General features: G+C 41.4%; 14 protein-coding genes, 8 tRNA genes and 3 rRNA genes. 23 read left to right on the plus strand and 2 right to left on the minus strand.

What is annotated here, in order from left to right:
- Positions 1-50: 50 nt before the first annotated feature.
- Entirely contained in the window at positions 51-800 is a 750-nt protein-coding gene (locus MHB53_RS16900) for a polysaccharide deacetylase family protein (protein ID WP_340920525.1), read from the minus strand.
- Between the two features lie 193 nt (positions 801-993).
- On the opposite strand from MHB53_RS16900, the gene MHB53_RS16905 reads away from it, so the two are divergent.
- The 13 genes from MHB53_RS16905 to rocF all read left to right on the plus strand — a co-directional run bounded on the left by MHB53_RS16905 (position 994) and on the right by rocF (position 8372).
- Complete coding sequence (locus tag MHB53_RS16905) at positions 994-1218, plus strand: hypothetical protein (RefSeq protein WP_340920527.1); 225 nt, start codon at positions 994-996, stop codon at positions 1216-1218.
- Positions 1219-1479: 261 nt separating this feature from the next.
- Positions 1480-3031: ribosomal RNA gene (locus tag MHB53_RS16910) — 16S ribosomal RNA — on the plus strand.
- A gap of 228 nt (positions 3032-3259) precedes the next feature.
- Positions 3260-6192: ribosomal RNA gene (locus MHB53_RS16915) — 23S ribosomal RNA — on the plus strand.
- Between the two features lie 139 nt (positions 6193-6331).
- Positions 6332-6447 (plus strand): 5S ribosomal RNA (gene rrf / locus MHB53_RS16920).
- Together the 16S, 23S and 5S rRNA genes with 8 tRNA genes alongside form the textbook arrangement of a ribosomal RNA operon.
- Positions 6448-6456: 9 nt before the next feature.
- A tRNA-Asn gene (locus MHB53_RS16925) sits at positions 6457-6531 on the plus strand.
- A 1-nt stretch (position 6532) separates the two neighbouring features.
- Positions 6533-6608: transfer RNA gene (locus tag MHB53_RS16930), tRNA-Thr, on the plus strand.
- 18 nt (positions 6609-6626) lie between these two features.
- Positions 6627-6701 (plus strand) — tRNA-Glu (locus MHB53_RS16935).
- A gap of 65 nt (positions 6702-6766) precedes the next feature.
- Positions 6767-6842, plus strand: a tRNA-Val gene (locus MHB53_RS16940).
- A 14-nt stretch (positions 6843-6856) separates the two neighbouring features.
- A tRNA-Thr gene (locus tag MHB53_RS16945) sits at positions 6857-6932 on the plus strand.
- Between the two features lie 22 nt (positions 6933-6954).
- Positions 6955-7039, plus strand: a tRNA-Tyr gene (locus MHB53_RS16950).
- A gap of 61 nt (positions 7040-7100) precedes the next feature.
- A tRNA-Gln gene (locus tag MHB53_RS16955) sits at positions 7101-7175 on the plus strand.
- A gap of 2 nt (positions 7176-7177) precedes the next feature.
- Positions 7178-7250 (plus strand) — tRNA-Lys (locus MHB53_RS16960).
- A gap of 186 nt (positions 7251-7436) precedes the next feature.
- Positions 7437-8372: an arginase gene (rocF, locus tag MHB53_RS16965; RefSeq protein WP_340920530.1), complete on the plus strand. Its 936-nt coding sequence runs from the start codon at positions 7437-7439 to the stop codon at positions 8370-8372.
- Positions 8373-8398: 26 nt separating this feature from the next.
- Here the strand turns inward: rocF and MHB53_RS16970 are convergent, their stop codons facing one another.
- Entirely contained in the window at positions 8399-8566 is a 168-nt protein-coding gene (locus MHB53_RS16970) for an aspartyl-phosphate phosphatase Spo0E family protein (protein WP_340920533.1), read from the minus strand.
- Between the two features lie 279 nt (positions 8567-8845).
- On the opposite strand from MHB53_RS16970, the gene sigW reads away from it, so the two are divergent.
- From sigW to MHB53_RS17020, 10 genes are all read left to right on the plus strand, one after another.
- Positions 8846-9409, plus strand: coding sequence for an RNA polymerase sigma factor SigW (gene sigW / locus MHB53_RS16975; RefSeq protein ID WP_340920535.1), 564 nt, complete (start codon positions 8846-8848; stop codon positions 9407-9409).
- Between the two features lie 17 nt (positions 9410-9426).
- Entirely contained in the window at positions 9427-10047 is a 621-nt protein-coding gene (locus MHB53_RS16980) for an anti-sigma factor (protein WP_340920536.1), read from the plus strand.
- Between the two features lie 179 nt (positions 10048-10226).
- Complete coding sequence (cdaA, locus tag MHB53_RS16985) at positions 10227-11057, plus strand: diadenylate cyclase CdaA (protein ID WP_340920538.1); 831 nt, start codon at positions 10227-10229, stop codon at positions 11055-11057.
- The gene (locus MHB53_RS16990) at positions 11050-12288 is read left to right on the plus strand and encodes a CdaR family protein (protein WP_340920540.1); all 1239 of its coding nucleotides are present in this window, start codon (positions 11050-11052) and stop codon (positions 12286-12288) included. The genes cdaA and MHB53_RS16990 overlap by 8 nt, the downstream gene beginning before the upstream one ends.
- Before the next feature lie 35 nt (positions 12289-12323).
- On the plus strand, positions 12324-13673 hold the full coding sequence (gene glmM, locus MHB53_RS16995) for a phosphoglucosamine mutase (protein WP_340920543.1): 1350 nt from the start codon (positions 12324-12326) through the stop codon (positions 13671-13673).
- Between the two features lie 874 nt (positions 13674-14547).
- On the plus strand, positions 14548-15837 hold the full coding sequence (locus MHB53_RS17000) for an ABC transporter substrate-binding protein (protein WP_340920545.1): 1290 nt from the start codon (positions 14548-14550) through the stop codon (positions 15835-15837).
- Between the two features lie 15 nt (positions 15838-15852).
- Positions 15853-16647, plus strand: a complete 795-nt coding sequence (locus tag MHB53_RS17005; RefSeq protein WP_340920546.1) for a sugar phosphate isomerase/epimerase family protein — start codon at positions 15853-15855, stop codon at positions 16645-16647.
- Complete coding sequence (locus MHB53_RS17010; protein ID WP_340920547.1) at positions 16644-17573, plus strand: carbohydrate ABC transporter permease; 930 nt, start codon at positions 16644-16646, stop codon at positions 17571-17573. Before MHB53_RS17005 ends, MHB53_RS17010 begins: the two co-directional genes overlap by 4 nt.
- Positions 17563-18381 carry a carbohydrate ABC transporter permease gene (locus MHB53_RS17015; RefSeq protein WP_340920549.1) on the plus strand — a complete coding sequence of 273 codons (819 nt, stop codon included), beginning with the start codon at positions 17563-17565 and terminating at the stop codon, positions 18379-18381. Before MHB53_RS17010 ends, MHB53_RS17015 begins: the two co-directional genes overlap by 11 nt.
- A gap of 12 nt (positions 18382-18393) precedes the next feature.
- The gene (locus MHB53_RS17020; RefSeq protein WP_340920550.1) at positions 18394-19551 is read left to right on the plus strand and encodes an ABC transporter ATP-binding protein; all 1158 of its coding nucleotides are present in this window, start codon (positions 18394-18396) and stop codon (positions 19549-19551) included.
- Positions 19552-19749 lie beyond the last annotated feature (198 nt).

The raw sequence follows: 19749 nt of genomic DNA on the forward strand, positions 1-19749 counted from the left end.
AAATGGGGCACATTGGCGTTTTCACCTCAAACGTGGCTCTTCCACATTTCTTATGGTATAAGCTTTGTTTTCACTTTTCCGTTTGCAATTAGTCCTGTAACTGTTGTTGGATCTCCTTTATCTTTAATATGTGAAATTACTTTTGGTAGTGCTTCAGCTGTTTGAAGTGCCGAATCAGATGCATGCATTAAGATGATATCCCCACTTTTTGCCTTTTCAACTTGTTTTGTAATTGCTTCAACACCTGGATTCTTCCAATCTTGGGAATTTAGACTCCAATGTACAACTGTTAATCCTATACTTTCTGCAATAGATAACGTTCGTTTATCAAAGTGACCAGTTGGTGATCGAAGCAATGTAATATCATTGATATCGAGTTTATTGAGCGCCTCAAGTCCTTTTGTGATATCACGTCTTACTTTGGTATCTTCTAAGTCTGTATAATCTTCATAGGCATAACCAAGGCTACCGATCTCAAACCCCATTTCTTTTATCCTTTTCACTGTCTGCGGATGTCTTTCAGCCCAAGCACCTGATAGAAAAAATGTGACGGACCTAATTTCTTGTTTTTCTAAAACGTCAAGAATCGGTTCCGCCTGCACATCACCCCAACCAATATTAAATGTGAGTGCAATTCCTTTTTCCCCTTTATAAATTGCTTTTGGTCCATCTTTCGTACCAAAAACCGGAATATGGACGGTGGACTGGGAGTAAAAGAGCAAAGCAGTAAAAAGTGAAATAATAACAACAAACATTCCTTGTTTTATTCTTTTAGCATTTAGTGTTATAAAAAAATCCATATACACCCCTCCATATTTGCCTGTCCGTATTATTCTATGCTTCTTATTCTTCTATATATGAGTGTGGAAAGTGATAAGAGATAAAATAGTGAGGGGGTTTCTAAAATTAACTTAGGAAATAGATGAAAATATTGTCATAAATTATTATTTATTGGAAATACCTATGTATACGTAAAATTTTAGGAGTGTGTATATGATAGGGATATTGATTACTAATGATGAAAAAGAAGAAATTGTTTATTTACTTAAAAGAGAAATGGATGAGATTCTTTTTGATATAAATGATCCCAGAATGGAACAGACAATAATCAAGTCAATGGAAGTAAGATATAAAACTTTATTCAATCTCTTTAAACGAGTTGCGTCTGAATATGAATGCATGAACTATATATTACGAGGTAAGAAGTCGAATGGATAATAAAAATTAAACTTTTTTTGAAAAAGGATTGACACTATATAAAAACCTTGTTATATTAATAAACGTCGCTGCAAACGAAAGTCGCAGAGATCGCAAGAATAAAAAATAAATTTTAAAAAACTCTTGACTAACTCAGTGACAATGAGTTATGATGGTTAAGTCGCTGTCAGAAACTAGCGAACAAGTTTGATCTTTGAAAACTGAACGAAACAAAACGTCAAAAAGTAATACATGTAAGACCAGCAAATGAGCTACAAACACTTTAACGAGAGTTTGATCCTGGCTCAGGACGAACGCTGGCGGCGTGCCTAATACATGCAAGTCGAGCGAATGGAAGGGAGCTTGCTCCCGGAAGTTAGCGGCGGACGGGTGAGTAACACGTGGGCAACCTGCCTGTAAGACTGGGATAACTTCGGGAAACCGGAGCTAATACCGGATAATTTCTTTCTTCTCATGGAGGAAGGTTGAAAGATGGCTCCGGCTATCACTTACAGATGGGCCCGCGGCGCATTAGCTAGTTGGTGAGATAACGGCTCACCAAGGCAACGATGCGTAGCCGACCTGAGAGGGTGATCGGCCACACTGGGACTGAGACACGGCCCAGACTCCTACGGGAGGCAGCAGTAGGGAATCTTCCGCAATGGACGAAAGTCTGACGGAGCAACGCCGCGTGAGTGATGAAGGTTTTCGGATCGTAAAACTCTGTTGTCAGGGAAGAACAAGTATCGGAGTAACTGCCGGTACCTTGACGGTACCTGACCAGAAAGCCACGGCTAACTACGTGCCAGCAGCCGCGGTAATACGTAGGTGGCAAGCGTTGTCCGGAATTATTGGGCGTAAAGCGCGCGCAGGCGGTCCTTTAAGTCTGATGTGAAAGCCCACGGCTCAACCGTGGAAGGTCATTGGAAACTGGGGGACTTGAGTGCAGAAGAGAAGAGCGGAATTCCACGTGTAGCGGTGAAATGCGTAGAGATGTGGAGGAACACCAGTGGCGAAGGCGGCTCTTTGGTCTGTAACTGACGCTGAGGCGCGAAAGCGTGGGGAGCAAACAGGATTAGATACCCTGGTAGTCCACGCCGTAAACGATGAGTGCTAAGTGTTAGAGGGTTTCCGCCCTTTAGTGCTGCAGTTAACGCATTAAGCACTCCGCCTGGGGAGTACGGCCGCAAGGCTGAAACTCAAAGGAATTGACGGGGGCCCGCACAAGCGGTGGAGCATGTGGTTTAATTCGAAGCAACGCGAAGAACCTTACCAGGTCTTGACATCCTCTGACCACCCTAGAGATAGGGATTTCCCCTTCGGGGGACAGAGTGACAGGTGGTGCATGGTTGTCGTCAGCTCGTGTCGTGAGATGTTGGGTTAAGTCCCGCAACGAGCGCAACCCTTAATCTTAGTTGCCAGCATTCAGTTGGGCACTCTAAGGTGACTGCCGGTGACAAACCGGAGGAAGGTGGGGATGACGTCAAATCATCATGCCCCTTATGACCTGGGCTACACACGTGCTACAATGGATGGTACAAAGGGTTGCAAGACCGCGAGGTTTAGCTAATCCCATAAAACCATTCTCAGTTCGGATTGCAGGCTGCAACTCGCCTGCATGAAGCCGGAATCGCTAGTAATCGTGGATCAGCATGCCACGGTGAATACGTTCCCGGGCCTTGTACACACCGCCCGTCACACCACGAGAGTTTGTAACACCCGAAGTCGGTGGGGTAACCCTTACGGGAGCCAGCCGCCGAAGGTGGGACAGATGATTGGGGTGAAGTCGTAACAAGGTAGCCGTATCGGAAGGTGCGGCTGGATCACCTCCTTTCTAAGGAAACTGTTGGCCGCGGTGCCAACATAAACAGACGTTTTTGTTTCGTTCAGTTTTGAGAGGTTAAACTCTCTTATTATTCGTTCTTTGAAAACCAGATAAAATGAGAAGCAATAAACCGAGAAACATCACCTTATGGATTGTATCCGTAAGTATGTATGACCTTTTTTATGATCAGGCAATGAGAAGCTGACGCAGCAATGCATCGCTTATCATGGACCAAATGATTAAGTTAGAAAGGGCGCATGGTGGATGCCTTGGCACTAGGAGCCGATGAAGGACGGGACTAACACCGATATGCTTCGGGGAGCTGTAAGCAAGCGTTATATCCGAAGATTTCCGAATGGGGAAACCCACTGCTCGTAATGGAGTAGTATCTATTTCTGAATACATAGGAAATAGAAGGCAGACCCGGGGAACTGAAACATCTAAGTACCCGGAGGAAGAGAAAGAAACATCGATTCCCTGAGTAGCGGCGAGCGAAACGGGAAAAGCCCAAACCAAGAGGCTTGCCTCTTGGGGTTGTAGGACACTCTATACGGAGTTACAAAGGAACGGGGTAGACGAAGAGGCCTGGAAAGGCCCGCCAGAGAAGGTAACAGCCCTGTAATCGAAACTTCGTTCCCTCCAGAGTGGATCCTGAGTACGGCGGGACACGAGAAATCCCGTCGGAATCTGGGAGGACCATCTCCCAAGGCTAAATACTCCCTAGTGACCGATAGTGAACCAGTACCGTGAGGGAAAGGTGAAAAGCACCCCGGAAGGGGAGTGAAATAGATCCTGAAACCATGTGCCTACAAGTAGTCAGAGCGCGTTAATGCGTGATGGCGTGCCTTTTGTAGAATGAACCGGCGAGTTACGATTTCATGCAAGGTTAAGTTGAAGAGACGGAGCCGCAGCGAAAGCGAGTCTGAATAGGGCGAATAAGTATGAGGTCGTAGACCCGAAACCAGGTGATCTACCCATGTCCAGGGTGAAGGTAAGGTAACACTTACTGGAGGCCCGAACCCACGTACGTTGAAAAGTGCGGGGATGAGGTGTGGGTAGCGGTGAAATTCCAATCGAACCTGGAGATAGCTGGTTCTCTCCGAAATAGCTTTAGGGCTAGCCTCATGGTTAGAGTCTTGGAGGTAGAGCACTGTTTGGACTAGGGGCCCTCAACGGGTTACCGAATTCAGACAAACTCCGAATGCCAAAGACTTATCCATGGGAGTCAGACTGCGAGTGATAAGATCCGTAGTCGAGAGGGAAACAACCCAGACCGCCAGCTAAGGTCCCAAAGTATACGTTAAGTGGAAAAGGATGTGGAGTTGCTTAGACAACCAGGATGTTGGCTCAGAAGCAGCCATCATTTAAAGAGTGCGTAATAGCTCACTGGTCGAGTGACTCTGCGCCGAAAATGTACCGGGGCTAAACGTATCACCGAAGCTGCGGATTGACACCTCTGGTGTCAATGGTAGGAGAGCGTTCTAAGGGCTGTGAAGCTAGACCGGAAGGACTAGTGGAGCGCTTAGAAGTGAGAATGCCGGTATGAGTAGCGAAAGAAGGGTGAGAATCCCTTCCACCGAATGCCCAAGGTTTCCTGAGGAAGGCTCGTCCGCTCAGGGTTAGTCGGGGCCTAAGCCGAGGCCGAAAGGCGTAGGCGATGGATAACAGGTTGATATTCCTGTACCACCTTATTTCCGTTTGAGTAATGGGGGGACGCAGGAGGATAAGGTAAGCGCGCTGCTGGATATGCGCGTCCAAGCAGGTAGGCTGGAGTGGAGGTAAATCCTTCACTCTAAGGCTGAGCTGTGATGGCGAGGGAAATTTAGTACCGAAGTTCCTGATTCCACACTGCCAAGAAAAGCCTCTAGCGAGGAAATAGGTGCCCGTACCGCAAACCGACACAGGTAGGCGAGGAGAGAATCCTAAGGTGATCGAGAGAACTCTCGTTAAGGAACTCGGCAAAATCACCCCGTAACTTCGGGAGAAGGGGTGCTCATTTGGGTGAATAGCCCAGATGAGCCGCAGTGAATAGGCCCAGGCGACTGTTTAGCAAAAACACAGGTCTCTGCGAAGCCGCAAGGCGAAGTATAGGGGCTGACGCCTGCCCGGTGCTGGAAGGTTAAGAGGAGCGCTTAGACTTCGGTCGAAGGTGCGAATTGAAGCCCCAGTAAACGGCGGCCGTAACTATAACGGTCCTAAGGTAGCGAAATTCCTTGTCGGGTAAGTTCCGACCCGCACGAAAGGCGCAACGATCTGGGCACTGTCTCAACGAGAGACTCGGTGAAATTATAGTACCTGTGAAGATGCAGGTTACCCGCGACAGGACGGAAAGACCCCGTGGAGCTTTACTGCAGCCTGATATTGAATGTTGGTGCAGCTTGTACAGGATAGGTAGGAGCCGTAGAAACCGGAGCGCTAGCTTCGGTGGAGGCACTGGTGGGATACTACCCTTGCTGTACTGACATTCTAACCCGCAGCCGTGATCCGGCTGGGAGACAGTGTCTGGCAGGCAGTTTGACTGGGGCGGTCGCCTCCTAAAGAGTAACGGAGGCGCCCAAAGGTTCCCTCAGAATGGTTGGAAATCATTCGCAGAGTGTAAAGGCACAAGGGAGCTTGACTGCGAGACCTACAAGTCGAGCAGGGACGAAAGTCGGGCTTAGTGATCCGGTGGTTCCGCATGGAAGGGCCATCGCTCAACGGATAAAAGCTACCCCGGGGATAACAGGCTTATCTCCCCCAAGAGTTCACATCGACGGGGAGGTTTGGCACCTCGATGTCGGCTCATCGCATCCTGGGGCTGTAGTCGGTCCCAAGGGTTGGGCTGTTCGCCCATTAAAGCGGTACGCGAGCTGGGTTCAGAACGTCGTGAGACAGTTCGGTCCCTATCCGTCGTGGGCGCAGGAAATTTGAGAGGAGCTGTCCTTAGTACGAGAGGACCGGGATGGACGCACCGCTGGTGTACCAGTTGTTCCGCCAGGAGCATCGCTGGGTAGCTATGTGCGGCAGGGATAAGTGCTGAAAGCATCTAAGCATGAAGCCCCCCTCAAGATGAGATTTCCCATAGCGCAAGCTAGTAAGATCCCTGAAAGATGATCAGGTTGATAGGTCCGGTGTGGAAGTGTGGTGACACATGGAGCTGACGGATACTAATCGATCGAGGACTTAATCAAATATGAATTAAATCGATGTTTCACAAGTTTACCTTCTCATTTATCTGGTTTTGAAAGAATGAAAAGTTCTTTTCAATGATCTTCTGTTAAGATCGCCACGTCATGTGGCAACACAGAAGTCAGCACATCCGTGTGCAAGTCTGGTGGCGATAGCGAAGAGGTCACACCCGTTCCCATCTCGAACACGGTAGTTAAGCTCTTCAGCGCCGATGGTAGTTGGGGGTTTCCCCCTGCAAGAGCAGGACGTTGCCAGGCTATAATTATTCCGCAGTAGCTCAGTGGTAGAGCTATCGGCTGTTAACCGATCGGTCGTAGGTTCGAATCCTACCTGCGGAGCCATGCTTCCATAGCTCAGTTGGTAGAGTGCTTCCATGGTAAGGAAGAGGTCACCGGTTCAACCCCGGTTGGAAGCTCCAGGAGAACATTTACATAGTGGCCCCTTGGTCAAGCGGTTAAGACACCGCCCTTTCACGGCGGTATCACGGGTTCGAATCCCGTAGGGGTCACCATTATTTTACTTAGTACAAATATGAGGCTGTTGCATAAATGCACCGCTTATTCTTTTTGAAAAAATGGAGGATTAGCTCAGCTGGGAGAGCATCTGCCTTACAAGCAGAGGGTCGGCGGTTCGAACCCGTCATCCTCCACCATTTTGTGTTGTTAGGCCGGCCTAGCTCAATTGGTAGAGCAACTGACTTGTAATCAGTAGGTTGGGGGTTCAAGTCCTCTGGCCGGCACCATTTTTTTATTTGCATATTTTTAGGTGGGGTAGCGAAGTGGCTAAACGCGGCGGACTGTAAATCCGCTCCCTCCGGGTTCGGCGGTTCGAATCCGCCCCCCACCACCATTTTCCGTAATATGCATATTTATCTGATTTAAGGAAAATATACATAATATTATTTAATCAGTGGGCTATAGCCAAGCGGTAAGGCAACGGACTTTGACTCCGTCACTCGTTGGTTCGAATCCAGCTAGCCCAGCCATTGAGCCATTAGCTCAGTTGGTAGAGCATCTGACTTTTAATCAGAGGGTCGCAGGTTCGAATCCTGCATGGCTCATTAAAAAAATTAATGATATGAAAGATTTAACTTAAGAGTATCTTAAGCTAATACAATTAATTGCCCTGTTATTGAACAGGGCTTTTTGTTGTATATAAATAGTTAATTCCTCTACTGAATTTCTGTTGTTTTCTCGCATATATTCATATATATGTGAGCCTGAGTCAATCTTTCCTTTGCATATAAATGATAGATAACAAAAGAGTGAGGGGGAAGACTTCCGTGAAAACGCGACTTTCGATATTAGGAGTACCTATGGATTTAGGTCAAATGCGTAGAGGTGTGGATATGGGGCCGAGTGCAATCCGCTATGCAGGTGTTATTAGTAGACTAGAAAATTTGCATTTTGAAGTGGAAGATCTCGGGGATATCCCTGTTAGAAAACGAGAAAAGAATGTAGAGAATATCTCTTCTTTAAGAAATTTAGATTCAGTTGTATTAGCTAATATTAGTCTTGCGAAAGTAGTGGATGAAGTTATCGGAAAGGGGAATTTTCCTCTCGTAATAGGCGGTGATCATAGCATTGCAATTGGTACTATAGCTGGTGTTGCGAGACATTATAATCAACTCGGAGTTATTTGGTATGATGCACATGGGGACTTAAATACGCAAGAAACTTCTCCATCTGGAAATATCCATGGAATGCCACTTGCTGTAAGTTTAGGGATAGGACATCCTTCACTCACGAATATTGGTGGATATAAGCCTAAAATAAGGCCAGAAAATATAGTTATCATTGGCGCAAGGGACCTAGACCAAGGTGAAAAGGAGCTAATAAAAGAAAAAAACATTAAAGTATATACAATGCATGAAATTGACAGGTTAAGCATGACAAAGGTAATAGAGGAAGCCATTATTTATTTAAAAGGGCGGACAGATGGTGTTCATTTATCATTTGATTTAGATTGCCTAGATCCGCATGATGCTCCAGGTGTTGGAACCCCAGTACTTGGGGGTGTTAGTTATCGTGAAAGTCATTTGGCGATGGAAATGTTTGCGGAATCAGGATTAATAACATCTGTGGAGTTTGTAGAAGTAAATCCAATTTTAGATGAAAGAAATAAAACAGCTGAAATTGCAGTGGCATTGGCGGGTTCACTTTTCGGGGAGAAGTTATTGTAAAAGATGGCAGTAGTTCCTTTCATGAACTACTGCTCTTTGAAATCCAGTGTTAATGCTTGATATATGTTCAACAGCTTGTCCAAGTGATCGCTAATTCGTACGACTCTTTCATCTATAAATGAAGTCGCTAATCCGAGTTCTACCATTTTTCGTCTATTCTCTTCTATTATCATTAATAATTCACTTTTTCCCATAGTTATTAATACCCCTTTCTATCCGATTTATTATTGTATAGCCCATCTTTTAAAAAAGTAAACCAAAAACAGTAAAAATTTGTTAAGATAGAATGGTGAGTGTTTTTTTATGTTATCCTCAATTCTTTCTATGTAGGTCAAGAGTGAGGAACGACATGATGTTTTCTATAGTATACATCTGTAGAAAACTAAGGCAATTTTTATTTTTTTATTTTGAAACTTTTCTTGATTATATACGTATAAATGGATAACCGCATAGAGCGGGAGGTAGAGTGAGAAATGGATGCGATCGTTAACGAAAGAATAAAGCAAGTGTTGAAAGGCGATCAAGAAGCTTTTGGTGACATTGTGGAAATATATAAAGATAGATTATTCCAACTGAGTTACCGTATGCTTGGAAACAGGCATGAAGCAGAAGATATAGCTCAAGAAGCGTTTGTTAGGGCATATGTTAATATTCACAGTTTTAATCAAAGTAAAAAGTTTTCTACATGGATTTATCGAATTGCTACGAATCTTTGCATTGATAGAATCAGAAAGAAAAAACCCGATTATTTTTTAGATGCAGAGGTCTCGGGGGCCGAAGGCTTAACGATGTATTCAAAAATTGCTGCTGAAGGTAAGTCCCCAGACAAAGAAGTAGAAACGATGGAGTTGCAAGAGATTGTTCAAAGAGAAATTTTACGATTACCTGATAAATATAGGACTGTGATCGTATTAAGATATATGGATGAGCTGTCGTTAAATGAAATCAGTGAAGTATTGGAAATCCCACTGGGTACAGTGAAGACCCGTGTATATCGAGGCCGGGAAGCGCTGCGTAAGCAGCTGCATAATTTTTAGTAAAGGTGGGAAGGAAATTGAAGGCATGTCCTGAAGAGATCGTTCTCTATATGCAAGAATATTTAGATGGTGATTTGTCTCGGGAAGATGAGCAAGTGTTAAAAGAACATTTACAGAAATGTTCTTCTTGCCAAACACATTTCCAAGAATTAAAAAGGACGATTGCTTATGTTAAGAGCACATCACATATACGAGTGTCTAAAGATTTCACTGCTAACGTGATGGGAAGATTGCCAAAGGAAAAGAATAGTATTGGCATGAAACGTTGGCTTCGTCACCACCCCTTACTTGCGGCCGCATCTTTATTTTTAATTCTAATGGCTGGAAGTGTTTTAGGTATGTGGAATGATGATCAAAAGTTTTCTGTTACTACGCGGGAGAACCTTATAGTTGAAAATGGTGTAGTAATTGTTCCCGAGGGTGAAGTAATAGAGGGGAATATTACAGTGAAAAATGGAAGCCTAAGAATAGAAGGAATAGTAAATGGTAGTGTAACGATCATAAATGGAGAACGGTATATGGCTTCTGCTGGTAATGTTACAGGAGACATAGAAGAAATTGACGAAATGTTTGAATGGATATGGTATAAAATGAAAGCTGGTAGCAAGAAAGTAATCAACCTCTTTGAAGAGAAATAGCCTATAAAGGAGAGACTTAATAAGAATTGGTCAAATTTGGCCATATTCTTGTTAAGTCTCTAGTTTTTTCTAAATAGCGAACAATAGATAGGATATGTTATAATAAATAGGTTATTTGAAGATAATCATAAATGAATGAATTGAAGTGTTAGATTGAAAAAATAGATGGGGGAAAGAATATGCCGTTTGCAGATTTTACCATCATGGACTATTTGTCCCGCATTATAGATATATTCCTCGTTTGGTTTGTCATATATAAACTTATTATGGTAATTCGCGGAACAAAGGCCGTTCAGCTTTTAAAAGGTATTTTTGTCATCATTATTGTATTTATGTTAAGTGACTTCCTCCATTTAAACACATTAAACTGGATAATGGAAAGAGTGATTGATTGGGGTTTCCTAGCTATCATTATCATATTTCAGCCCGAATTACGGCGCACACTTGAACAAGTGGGGCGTGGGAAGATATTTTTAAGAAGCGGATTAAATGAAGATGAGGAAAGAAAGCAAATGGTTGATTCTATTGCAGAGGCAGTTAATTATATGGCGAAACGTCGAATAGGTGCATTAATCTCATTAGAAAGAGAAACAGGGATGGGAGATTATATTGAAACGGGCATCCAGTTGAACTCTAACCTAACACCTGAATTATTAATTAACATTTTCATTCCAAATACTCCACTTCATGATGGGGCGGTCGTTATTCAAAAAGCACAAATTGCCGCAGCAGCGTGCTACTTACCATTATCTGAAAGTCCGTTTATTTCAAAAGAGCTTGGCACAAGGCATAGGGCGGCACTTGGAATTAGTGAAGTAACAGATAGCCTAACGATCATCGTTTCAGAAGAGACAGGTAGTGTGTCTGTTGCGCAAAATGGAGAACTAAATCGAGAATTATCTTCGGAAAAGTTCCATCAGCTTTTAACGAAGGAATTAATTGTTGATAATAAAACGAAACAAACCTCCACATCAAGATGGAAAAGAAGGGAGAAACCTAAAAATGGATAATTTTATGGAGAATCCCTGGTTTATTCGAATTATTGCATTGTTACTAACTTTATTGTTATTTGTTTCAGCCAATGATCTTGGAAAATCATCTGGCACAACACCTAATGGTATGGAAAATAGTGATACTGACACGATTATAGATGTACCGGTAGAATTGATTTACGACTCTGAAAACCTTGTCGTTTCAGGTGCCCCCAAAACAGTCGATGTGAAAATTGAAGGACAACGGAGATTTGTTGAAGCGACAAAGAGGCAAAAGAATTTCAGTGTATACATAGATTTATCTGATGTGGAAATTGGAAAGCATCGTGTAGATATCAAATATAAAGATATTTCCGAAAAGCTAAAGGTTAATATCGATCCAGTCTACGCTGAAATTTCACTGCAAGAAAAAGTAACCGAAGAATTTCGAGTTGAAGCCGAGTTTAACCGAAGTATTTTAGCTGAAGGATTTGAAGCAGAGCATCCAGAAGTGGAGCCTAAAACGGTCAATATTATTGGTTCAAAAGAGATGATTGAAAAAATTACTTATGTGAAAGCGACAATTGATGCTAGTGGATTGATTAATGACACGATTAAAAGGGCTGCAAACGTAACCGTGCTTGATCGCGATTTGAACAAGCTTGATGTTATCGTTGAACCACCTTCAGTGTCTGTTACGATACCGGTTAAAAATCCGAGGAAAAATGTCCCTGTTAAAATAAAAGAAACAGGAACACCTCCCGAGGATATCGTCATTAAAACGGTTAGTACTAATACACCGGAAGTCTTAATTTTCGGTACAACAGAAGTGCTACGCGATTTAAATGAAATTGAACTTTCTGTTGATGTTGGTGACATTCATGAGGACACGGAAGTAGAAGTTCCCATAAAGTATCCAGACGGAGTAAATAAAATCACACCTAGTACAGTTATAGTAAAGATTACTACAGGAAAAAAATTGGAAGAAACAATTATAAATGATGTCCCTTTGGGAAACAAAGGACTAAAGTCGAATCTCAATCTTGAATTACTAGATGCGCCTGATAATACCGTTTCTGTTAAGGTTACCGGCGAAAAGGAAGATTTGAAAAAGGCGTTAGAAAGTGACATTAAAGTTTATTTACAATTGGAAGGTCTAACTACTGGAGAACATGAAGTGGAACTAAAAGTAGAGGGACCAGAAAATGTAGAATATGAATTATCAGTGAAACAAGTAAAGGTAAGATTATCTGAAAAGGAAAATGTCTAGCAAAGACATTGTTCAAAGAAGGAGCGATAGATAGAATGGGTAAATATTTTGGAACTGATGGAGTAAGAGGGATTGCAAATGCGGAGCTAACACCGGAATTGGCATTTAAATTAGGCCGATTTGGTGGATATGTTTTGACAAAAAATGCGGAGCGCCCAAAAATTCTCATCGGCCGTGATACCCGTATTTCCGGTCACATGCTCGAAGGAGCGTTAGTATCGGGATTACTTTCCATTGGGGCTGAAGTAATGAGACTTGGTGTCATTTCTACTCCTGGGGTTTCTTATTTGACAAAAGTATTGGGTGCGCAAGCGGGAGTTATGATTTCAGCCTCACATAATCCAGTCTCTGATAACGGCATTAAATTTTTTGGGCCGGATGGCTTTAAGCTTTCTGATGAGCAGGAAAAAGAAATTGAGGACCTTCTTGACCTGGAAGAAGATACATTACCGCGTCCGGTTGGTGCTGATTTAGGACTCGTAAATGATTATTTCGAAGGTGGACAAAAATATCTCCAGTTTTTGAAGCAGACGGTAGAGGAAGACTTCTCTGGTATTCATGTAGCGCTTGATTGTGCACACGGAGCTACTTCTTCATTAGCGACTCATTTATTTGCAGACCTTGATGCAGATATTTCAACCATGGGCTCTTCACCGAATGGTTTAAATATTAATGAAGGTGTTGGATCAACCCATCCTGAAGTATTAGCTACATTCGTAAAGGAAAAAAATGCGGACGTAGGGCTTGCTTTTGATGGTGACGGTGATCGTTTAATTGCAGTTGATGAACTGGGTAACATTATCGATGGTGATCAAATTATCTACATCTGTGCACAGCATTTGAAAGAGGAAGGTCGATTAAAACAATCAACGGTTGTGTCGACTATTATGAGTAATCTAGGATTTTACAAGGGGTTAGAAGAACTTGGAATTAATAGCGTACAGACCGCTGTTGGCGACCGTTACGTAGTAGAAGAAATGAAAAACAATGGATTTAATCTCGGTGGAGAACAATCGGGACATATAATTTTTCTAGAACATAATACGACAGGTGATGGTCTTTTAACCGGATTACAGCTCGTTAATATTATGAAGCTAACAGGAAAGCCTTTATCAGAACTTGCCAAAGGTATGAAAAAATATCCGCAAAAACTTGTTAATATTAAAGTGACGGATAAACATCATGTGACGGATAATGAAAAGGTAAAAGAGATTATCGAGATTGTTGAAGCTGAAATGAATGGAAATGGTCGGATACTCGTTCGCCCTTCAGGAACGGAGCCATTGGTTCGAGTCATGTGCGAGGCTTCAACAGAAGAACTTTGCGAGGAGTATGTAGACCGTATTGCAGCAGTTGTAAAAGCAGAAATGGGATTAGAGATTTAAATAAAAAGGCATGAGACCACACATAAAGTGGTCTCGTGCTTTTTTTATATTAGATTTGAGTTGTTCTCAGAGTTGCAGGATATTCCGTAAAAGGTATGATTACTTAAAAGTGTAACTAAACATATCAATCTAGATAATAATAATACTGTAAGAGGTTTTCGAGATATTAACGGTATTTGTTAATCCGCAGGTTGAATGAAAATGCTGTGCTGCTAAGGCTTTCCAAGAACCTAGGCGATAAAACTAGTTATTAATAAATATCAAAAAAAGACATATGTATGTAATGAAAATAGGCATGCATCATATAGTTTATAAGAACATGCTACCGCTTATGCAGTTATAAGATGATTCGATATTATGCGAGGGCACTGAAGAAGTCCTCCTAATGCAAAGATCTATTAATACTGTTGGTTTCCGCTCCAATCAACGGAACATGCTTAAAATAGCGAATTAAACAAAGACACGGATATAATGTTGATTATCTGGTCTAAATGGCATGGAATTACAAGGTGACATAGCTATATTTACAGTCCATCTCAAAGGAATATAAAATGATGAGCACTTGATGGATAAGACGACTCAAATTCTTTTTAGAATTTTAGAGTCGTCTTTTTTGGTACCTACCATCCAGTACCTTTAAAAATAGAAAGATTTTCAGTGCCCTCGTATTATGCTAGGATCATTTTTTGTTTTTCTCAGAACTATTAGTGAAGAAAGTTATTGGATATCCCAAATGCACAAAACCCTCCAATCTACTTCTATACTAATAGACTAAAAGTTTACGAATATACAATATAACTTAACACTAACCTTACACTGGCTTTATATTTGAGGTTCATACTGAAAATATATCATATTGATTGGGGGATAAGTGATGATTTCCAAACGGCTGGTATGTTCTATTATGCTAATGGTGAGCTTTATAGCAATCTTATCGGGGTGTAACAATCAAAAAGCAAGTGGCCAGGATAAGGAAGTGGTTGAAATTGAGTACTGGCATGTCAACAATCAAGACTGGGGTGGCGAAACAATTAAAGAGCTTGTAAAGCAATTTAATGAAGAACATCCGGAAATAGTAGTAACTGAAAAGTTTCAACCTGGTAATTACACAGGGCTTCTGCAAAATGCACAGGCCGGAATTAGCGCGAAGAATCCACCAGATGTAGCTCAGATTGGTTATAACTTTATTCAATATGTAGAGGAAAATGTACCATATACACCGATTGAAAAACTGGAATCTGAGTATGATTCAGGATTTATTAAAGAACAGTTTGAGAATAATATCGCTGCGCTAGGTCAAGGAGCTGATGGCGTTCAAGCTGGTCTGCCATATGCTTTAAGTAATCCTATTTTATATTATAATGCGGATTTATTAAAAGAAGCAGGCTTTAATCCTGATGAAGCTCCTAAAACATGGGACGATGTAAAGAAAATCAGTGCAGCAGTAAAAGAAAAAACAGGTGCTTATGGTTTGTACGTACAGGAACCACCTGATAACTGGGCACAATACGCACTTGTAAAATCGAATGGCGGCAATTGGATGAAGGAGAATGGACAAGTAGATGTAGATTCCTCAGAAGCAGCTGAAGCATATGACATGCTAGGTGAATTGGCGAAAAAAGAAGAGGCGCTACATATTACTTGGGAAGAAGGAATTCAGGCATTTACGAGTGGAAAAGTAGCAATGATGATGACGACAATTGGCCGCCGAGGCAATATTGAAAGTGAAAGTAAATTTGATTTGCGTGGTGCCTCCATTCCTACTTTTGGTAATAAAGAGCGCCAAGTAGCAGCAGGTGGAAATGCATTGTTCGTATTTTCGCAAGATAAAAAGAAGCAAGAAGCTGCTTGGGAGTTCATTAAATTTTTGGAATCAGAACAGGCGTTGACAAAATGGGTGAAGGCAACAGGTTATTTGCCACCTGTCAAAGGGGTAGCCGAAAGTGAAACAGGCCTAAAATCATTTTTTGAAGGAAATCCACTCATGCAAATAGCTATTGGACAAATGAATGATATTGTACCATGGTTTAACTTTCCGGGGACAAATGGACTTCAAGCAGAACAAGCATTGTTAGATGCACGGGATCAAGTCATGTCAGGAAAGAAGTCTGGCGAAGATGCATTGAAAGAAGCAGCGGAAAAAATTAAAAAACTTATTCAATAAAAAGGGGCTAATAACATGCAGACATTTATAAATTTATTGCCGTTTTTAGAAAATCCAGATCGTATTCCTACATTTCTTACGGAGTGGCAGGGGGGGATTGAAGTCTCCATGGATGGGCCCCGCTGGAATGAAAATGTAGATTTAAAAAGGGAAAAGGGAGTCTTTGCTCAGTATACGGGTGGAATCGGTGTTCATTTGCCGATTTTTGAACTAGATATAGCGAATGCACGACATGCGGTGATCCGTAATTATTCTGTGGAAGAGTATGCACGCTCTATTGAGTGGGCTGCTGAAATTGGTGCAAAACATGCCGTGTTACATACACATTTATATAATAATCCGCTTTATTCAAAAAAGCTATCACAACAATATGCGGTTGAAAATATTGCGATTTTGGCACAGAAAGCAGAACAGTGTGGTGTGCAACTCCTTGTAGAAAATGTTGGTTTTCATTCCATGATGTTATTTGATGAAGAGGAATTTGTTTCGCTGTTCGAACGGATTTCATCTATTCAGGCACTAGTTGACACTGGACATGCACATATAAATGGTTGGTCGATTCCGCGAGTTATTGAAAAATTAGGAGAACGGCTCGGTGCTGTTCACCTTCATGATAATGATGGTGTTCGTGATCTCCATCAAACGATTGAAGAAGGCACGATCGAATGGCAACCTGTTTGGGACGCGCTAGGTAAATTAAAACATGATTGGAAGGCGATTATTGAATATAAGGAAGGTACGGATGCACAGAAGGTCATCGATGATGCTCAATTAATTCATGGCCTCGTAGCAGGAGCGGTGGTTCAATGAGCGGAGTTTCTATAACTTTGGGAATCACTGATGTGCGGAGGCGCTCGATACTTCGCACAGTACTTCCTTATCTATACATATTACCAGCTTTTATACCACTGTTCATTTTTGTGTTTTATCCACTCATAAATTCAGTCTATATTAGTTTTCTTGATTGGAATATGGTGAGCAGCAATCCAAAGTGGGTCGGAGCTTCAAACTATATGGAGCTAATAAAGAGCAGTGAGTTTTGGACTTCTGTTTGGAATACGGTAAAATATGCCGCTTGGCTTTTATTATTTCTAGCTGTGGCACCGTTTTTTGCAGCCTTTGGTGTAACACGTGTTGGGAAAAAGGCACAGCAATTTTATAAAACAGCTTTATTTATACCAACGGTTTTATCTTTAGCTGTCGCATCTCTTATTTTCCTTTGGCTATACAATCCAGTTATTGGTGTCTTTAATGCCATGCTAGAGGTCGTTCATCTACCTCGGGTAAACTGGTTAACAAGCCCGACCTGGTCGCTGTTATCCGTATCTTTAATTATCGCTTGGAAAATATTTGGCTACCATTTTATTATTATGTACTCTGCATTACTTTCTGTACCAGCTGATATTTTAGAATCATTACGTGTGGATGGTCTGAAAAGCAAAACAAAATTGATCAGAAAATTTTTACTGCCGCTTACAGGTGGGACAGTACTTTATATTGTTGTCATGACGATAGTTAACGGTATTCAGAGCGCATTTATTCCGATTCAAATGTTAACGAATGGTGGCCCAGATCAGCAGACAAACAATTTAGTGTTTTTGACTTACCAGTACGCTTTTCAATTTTTTAGAAGTGGACTTGCATCTGCTGCGGGTATTTTAACCTTTTTGTTTTTCTTAATTGTTATTGCTATTCAAGCATTTGTTATAGATAGGAAGATACATTATGAAAGTTAAATTAAGCCTTTGGCATATTCTACTTGTTATTTGTTTAGTAGCTAGCTTCTTCCCGATGATTTGGATGATTAGTACAGCCTTTAAACAGCCGGACCAGCTATTCAGTGACTTTTTAAATCCTATTCCAGAACCAGCTGTATTTTCAAACTTCGTGCATGCATGGACATCCGTACCACTAGGGCGTTATTTAGCCAATTCATTCTTTGTATCTATTACCGTAACTGCATTTCAGTTGTTTACTAGTGTTTTGGCAGCATATGCATTTACACAATATGAATTTAAAGGGAAAAACATGCTGTTTTATCTCGCTGTAGCAAGTATGCTTGTGCCTATTCAAGTGACGATGCTGCCGAATTATATCATGATGAGTGAAGCGAACCTTGTTAACACATATGCAGGTCTAATTTTACCTCAGTTAGCAAACGGGATGGGTATTTTTCTATTACGTCAGGCTTTTCGATCCGTCCCTAAAAGTTTAATGGAATCAGCCCGTGTGGAAGGTGCTCGCGATTGGAAGCGGCTATGGCTTATTTTATTCCCAGCTGTGAAACCAACTGTTATTTCACTTGGTATTTTATTCTTCATTAACACATGGAATGAATATTTATGGCCATTATTGATGATTACAAATGAAGATATGCGTACGATACCTCTTGCTCTGCAGATGTTCATTAGTGCTGAAGGTGGTACTTCTTGGGGCCCAATGATGGCAGTTGCTGTACTTGCTTCCTTACCGCCAATTGTTGCATTCTTGCTTGTACAAAAACATGTCATCAGCAGTTTTATGCATAGTGGTGTGAAAGGATAATGGATGAAAGGAATGAGTGATTTGCAGAAGGATGATAATATGATTCAATTTGAGCAGGTAAATAAGACATTCGGTTCATTTCAAGTAATCAGTGACTTAAACTTATCTGTGCGAAAAGATGAGCGGCTCGTTTTACTTGGTCCATCAGGTTGTGGAAAAACAACAATCATGAGGATGATTGCGGGGCTTGAAAAGCCGACAGCAGGCACGATTCGGATGGCAGGTCAAACGGTAAATGAAGTAGAAGCGGAAGATCGAAATGTATCTATGGTGTTTCAAAATTATGCACTGTATCCACATTTAAATGTATTTGAAAACATTGCATTCTCTTTGACATTAAGAAAAGTGAGCAAATCGATTGTACGAGAGCGTGTGGAAGAAGCAGCGAAGCTAACAGAAATACATCATCTCTTGGACCGAAGACCATATGAATTATCAGGGGGGCAGCGTCAACGAGTTGCACTTAGCCGCGCCCTTGTTAGGGACACAGCTGTTTTTTTATTGGACGAGCCATTGTCTAATCTTGATGCCTTGCTTCGGGTAAGTGCACGAAATGATTTAATTGAACTACACGAGAAGATGCCGTCAACGATGGTCTATGTTACACATGATCAAACCGAGGCGATGACAATTGGAGAGCGAATTGCAATCATAAATAAAGGTAAATTACAGCAAGTTGGCACACCATCACAAATTTATAATGAACCAGCAAATCAATTTGTTGCACGCTTTATCGGCAGTCCGCCAATGAATCTTCTGCCAGTGGAGTTTTATAATAGTGTGTTGCGAATAGGTGCCCAGCTTTTTCGATTATCATCTGAAGTATATTTAAATACGGAAGCGGATCTAACAGAAGAGGATATTATATTGGGCATTCGACCAGAGCTGATTAGTTTAGTAAAGGACGAGAAGGAAAAGAGCGGAAAAGGACTCAGTTTTCAAGCCTCTTATATTCGAAGCGAATATTTAGGTAATCATTACGTCCACCATTATGAATTAGAAGGTATACGGATTTTACAAATGTCTACTTATCCAGCTGATTGTAAGCAGGGTCAATCTGTTATTTTATTTATGCCATATGTATCTATTCACCTTTTTGAAAATAATGAAGCTGGAAAAAGAATAACTGGGCTTAACGATTATTCTAATTCAGTATCATATATGTACTAGGGTCTAAAAGTTCATAAATATTACTGGGTCATGATAGCCATAGAAGTTTCTCTAATTTTTCATATAAATGTCAAAATTTAAGTACTTTCCTTAATAGTAGATTGGACAGGCTACCCCTCTCCAACTATTATAAGGATTTTTTTATTTTGAATTTTAATAGTGAAAATACAAATAATTGGTATAGTATAGTAAGAAATA

Origin of the sequence: Bacillus sp. FSL K6-3431 (assembly GCF_038002605.1) — a bacterium.
Lineage (GTDB): Bacteria > Bacillota > Bacilli > Bacillales > Bacillaceae_C > Lederbergia.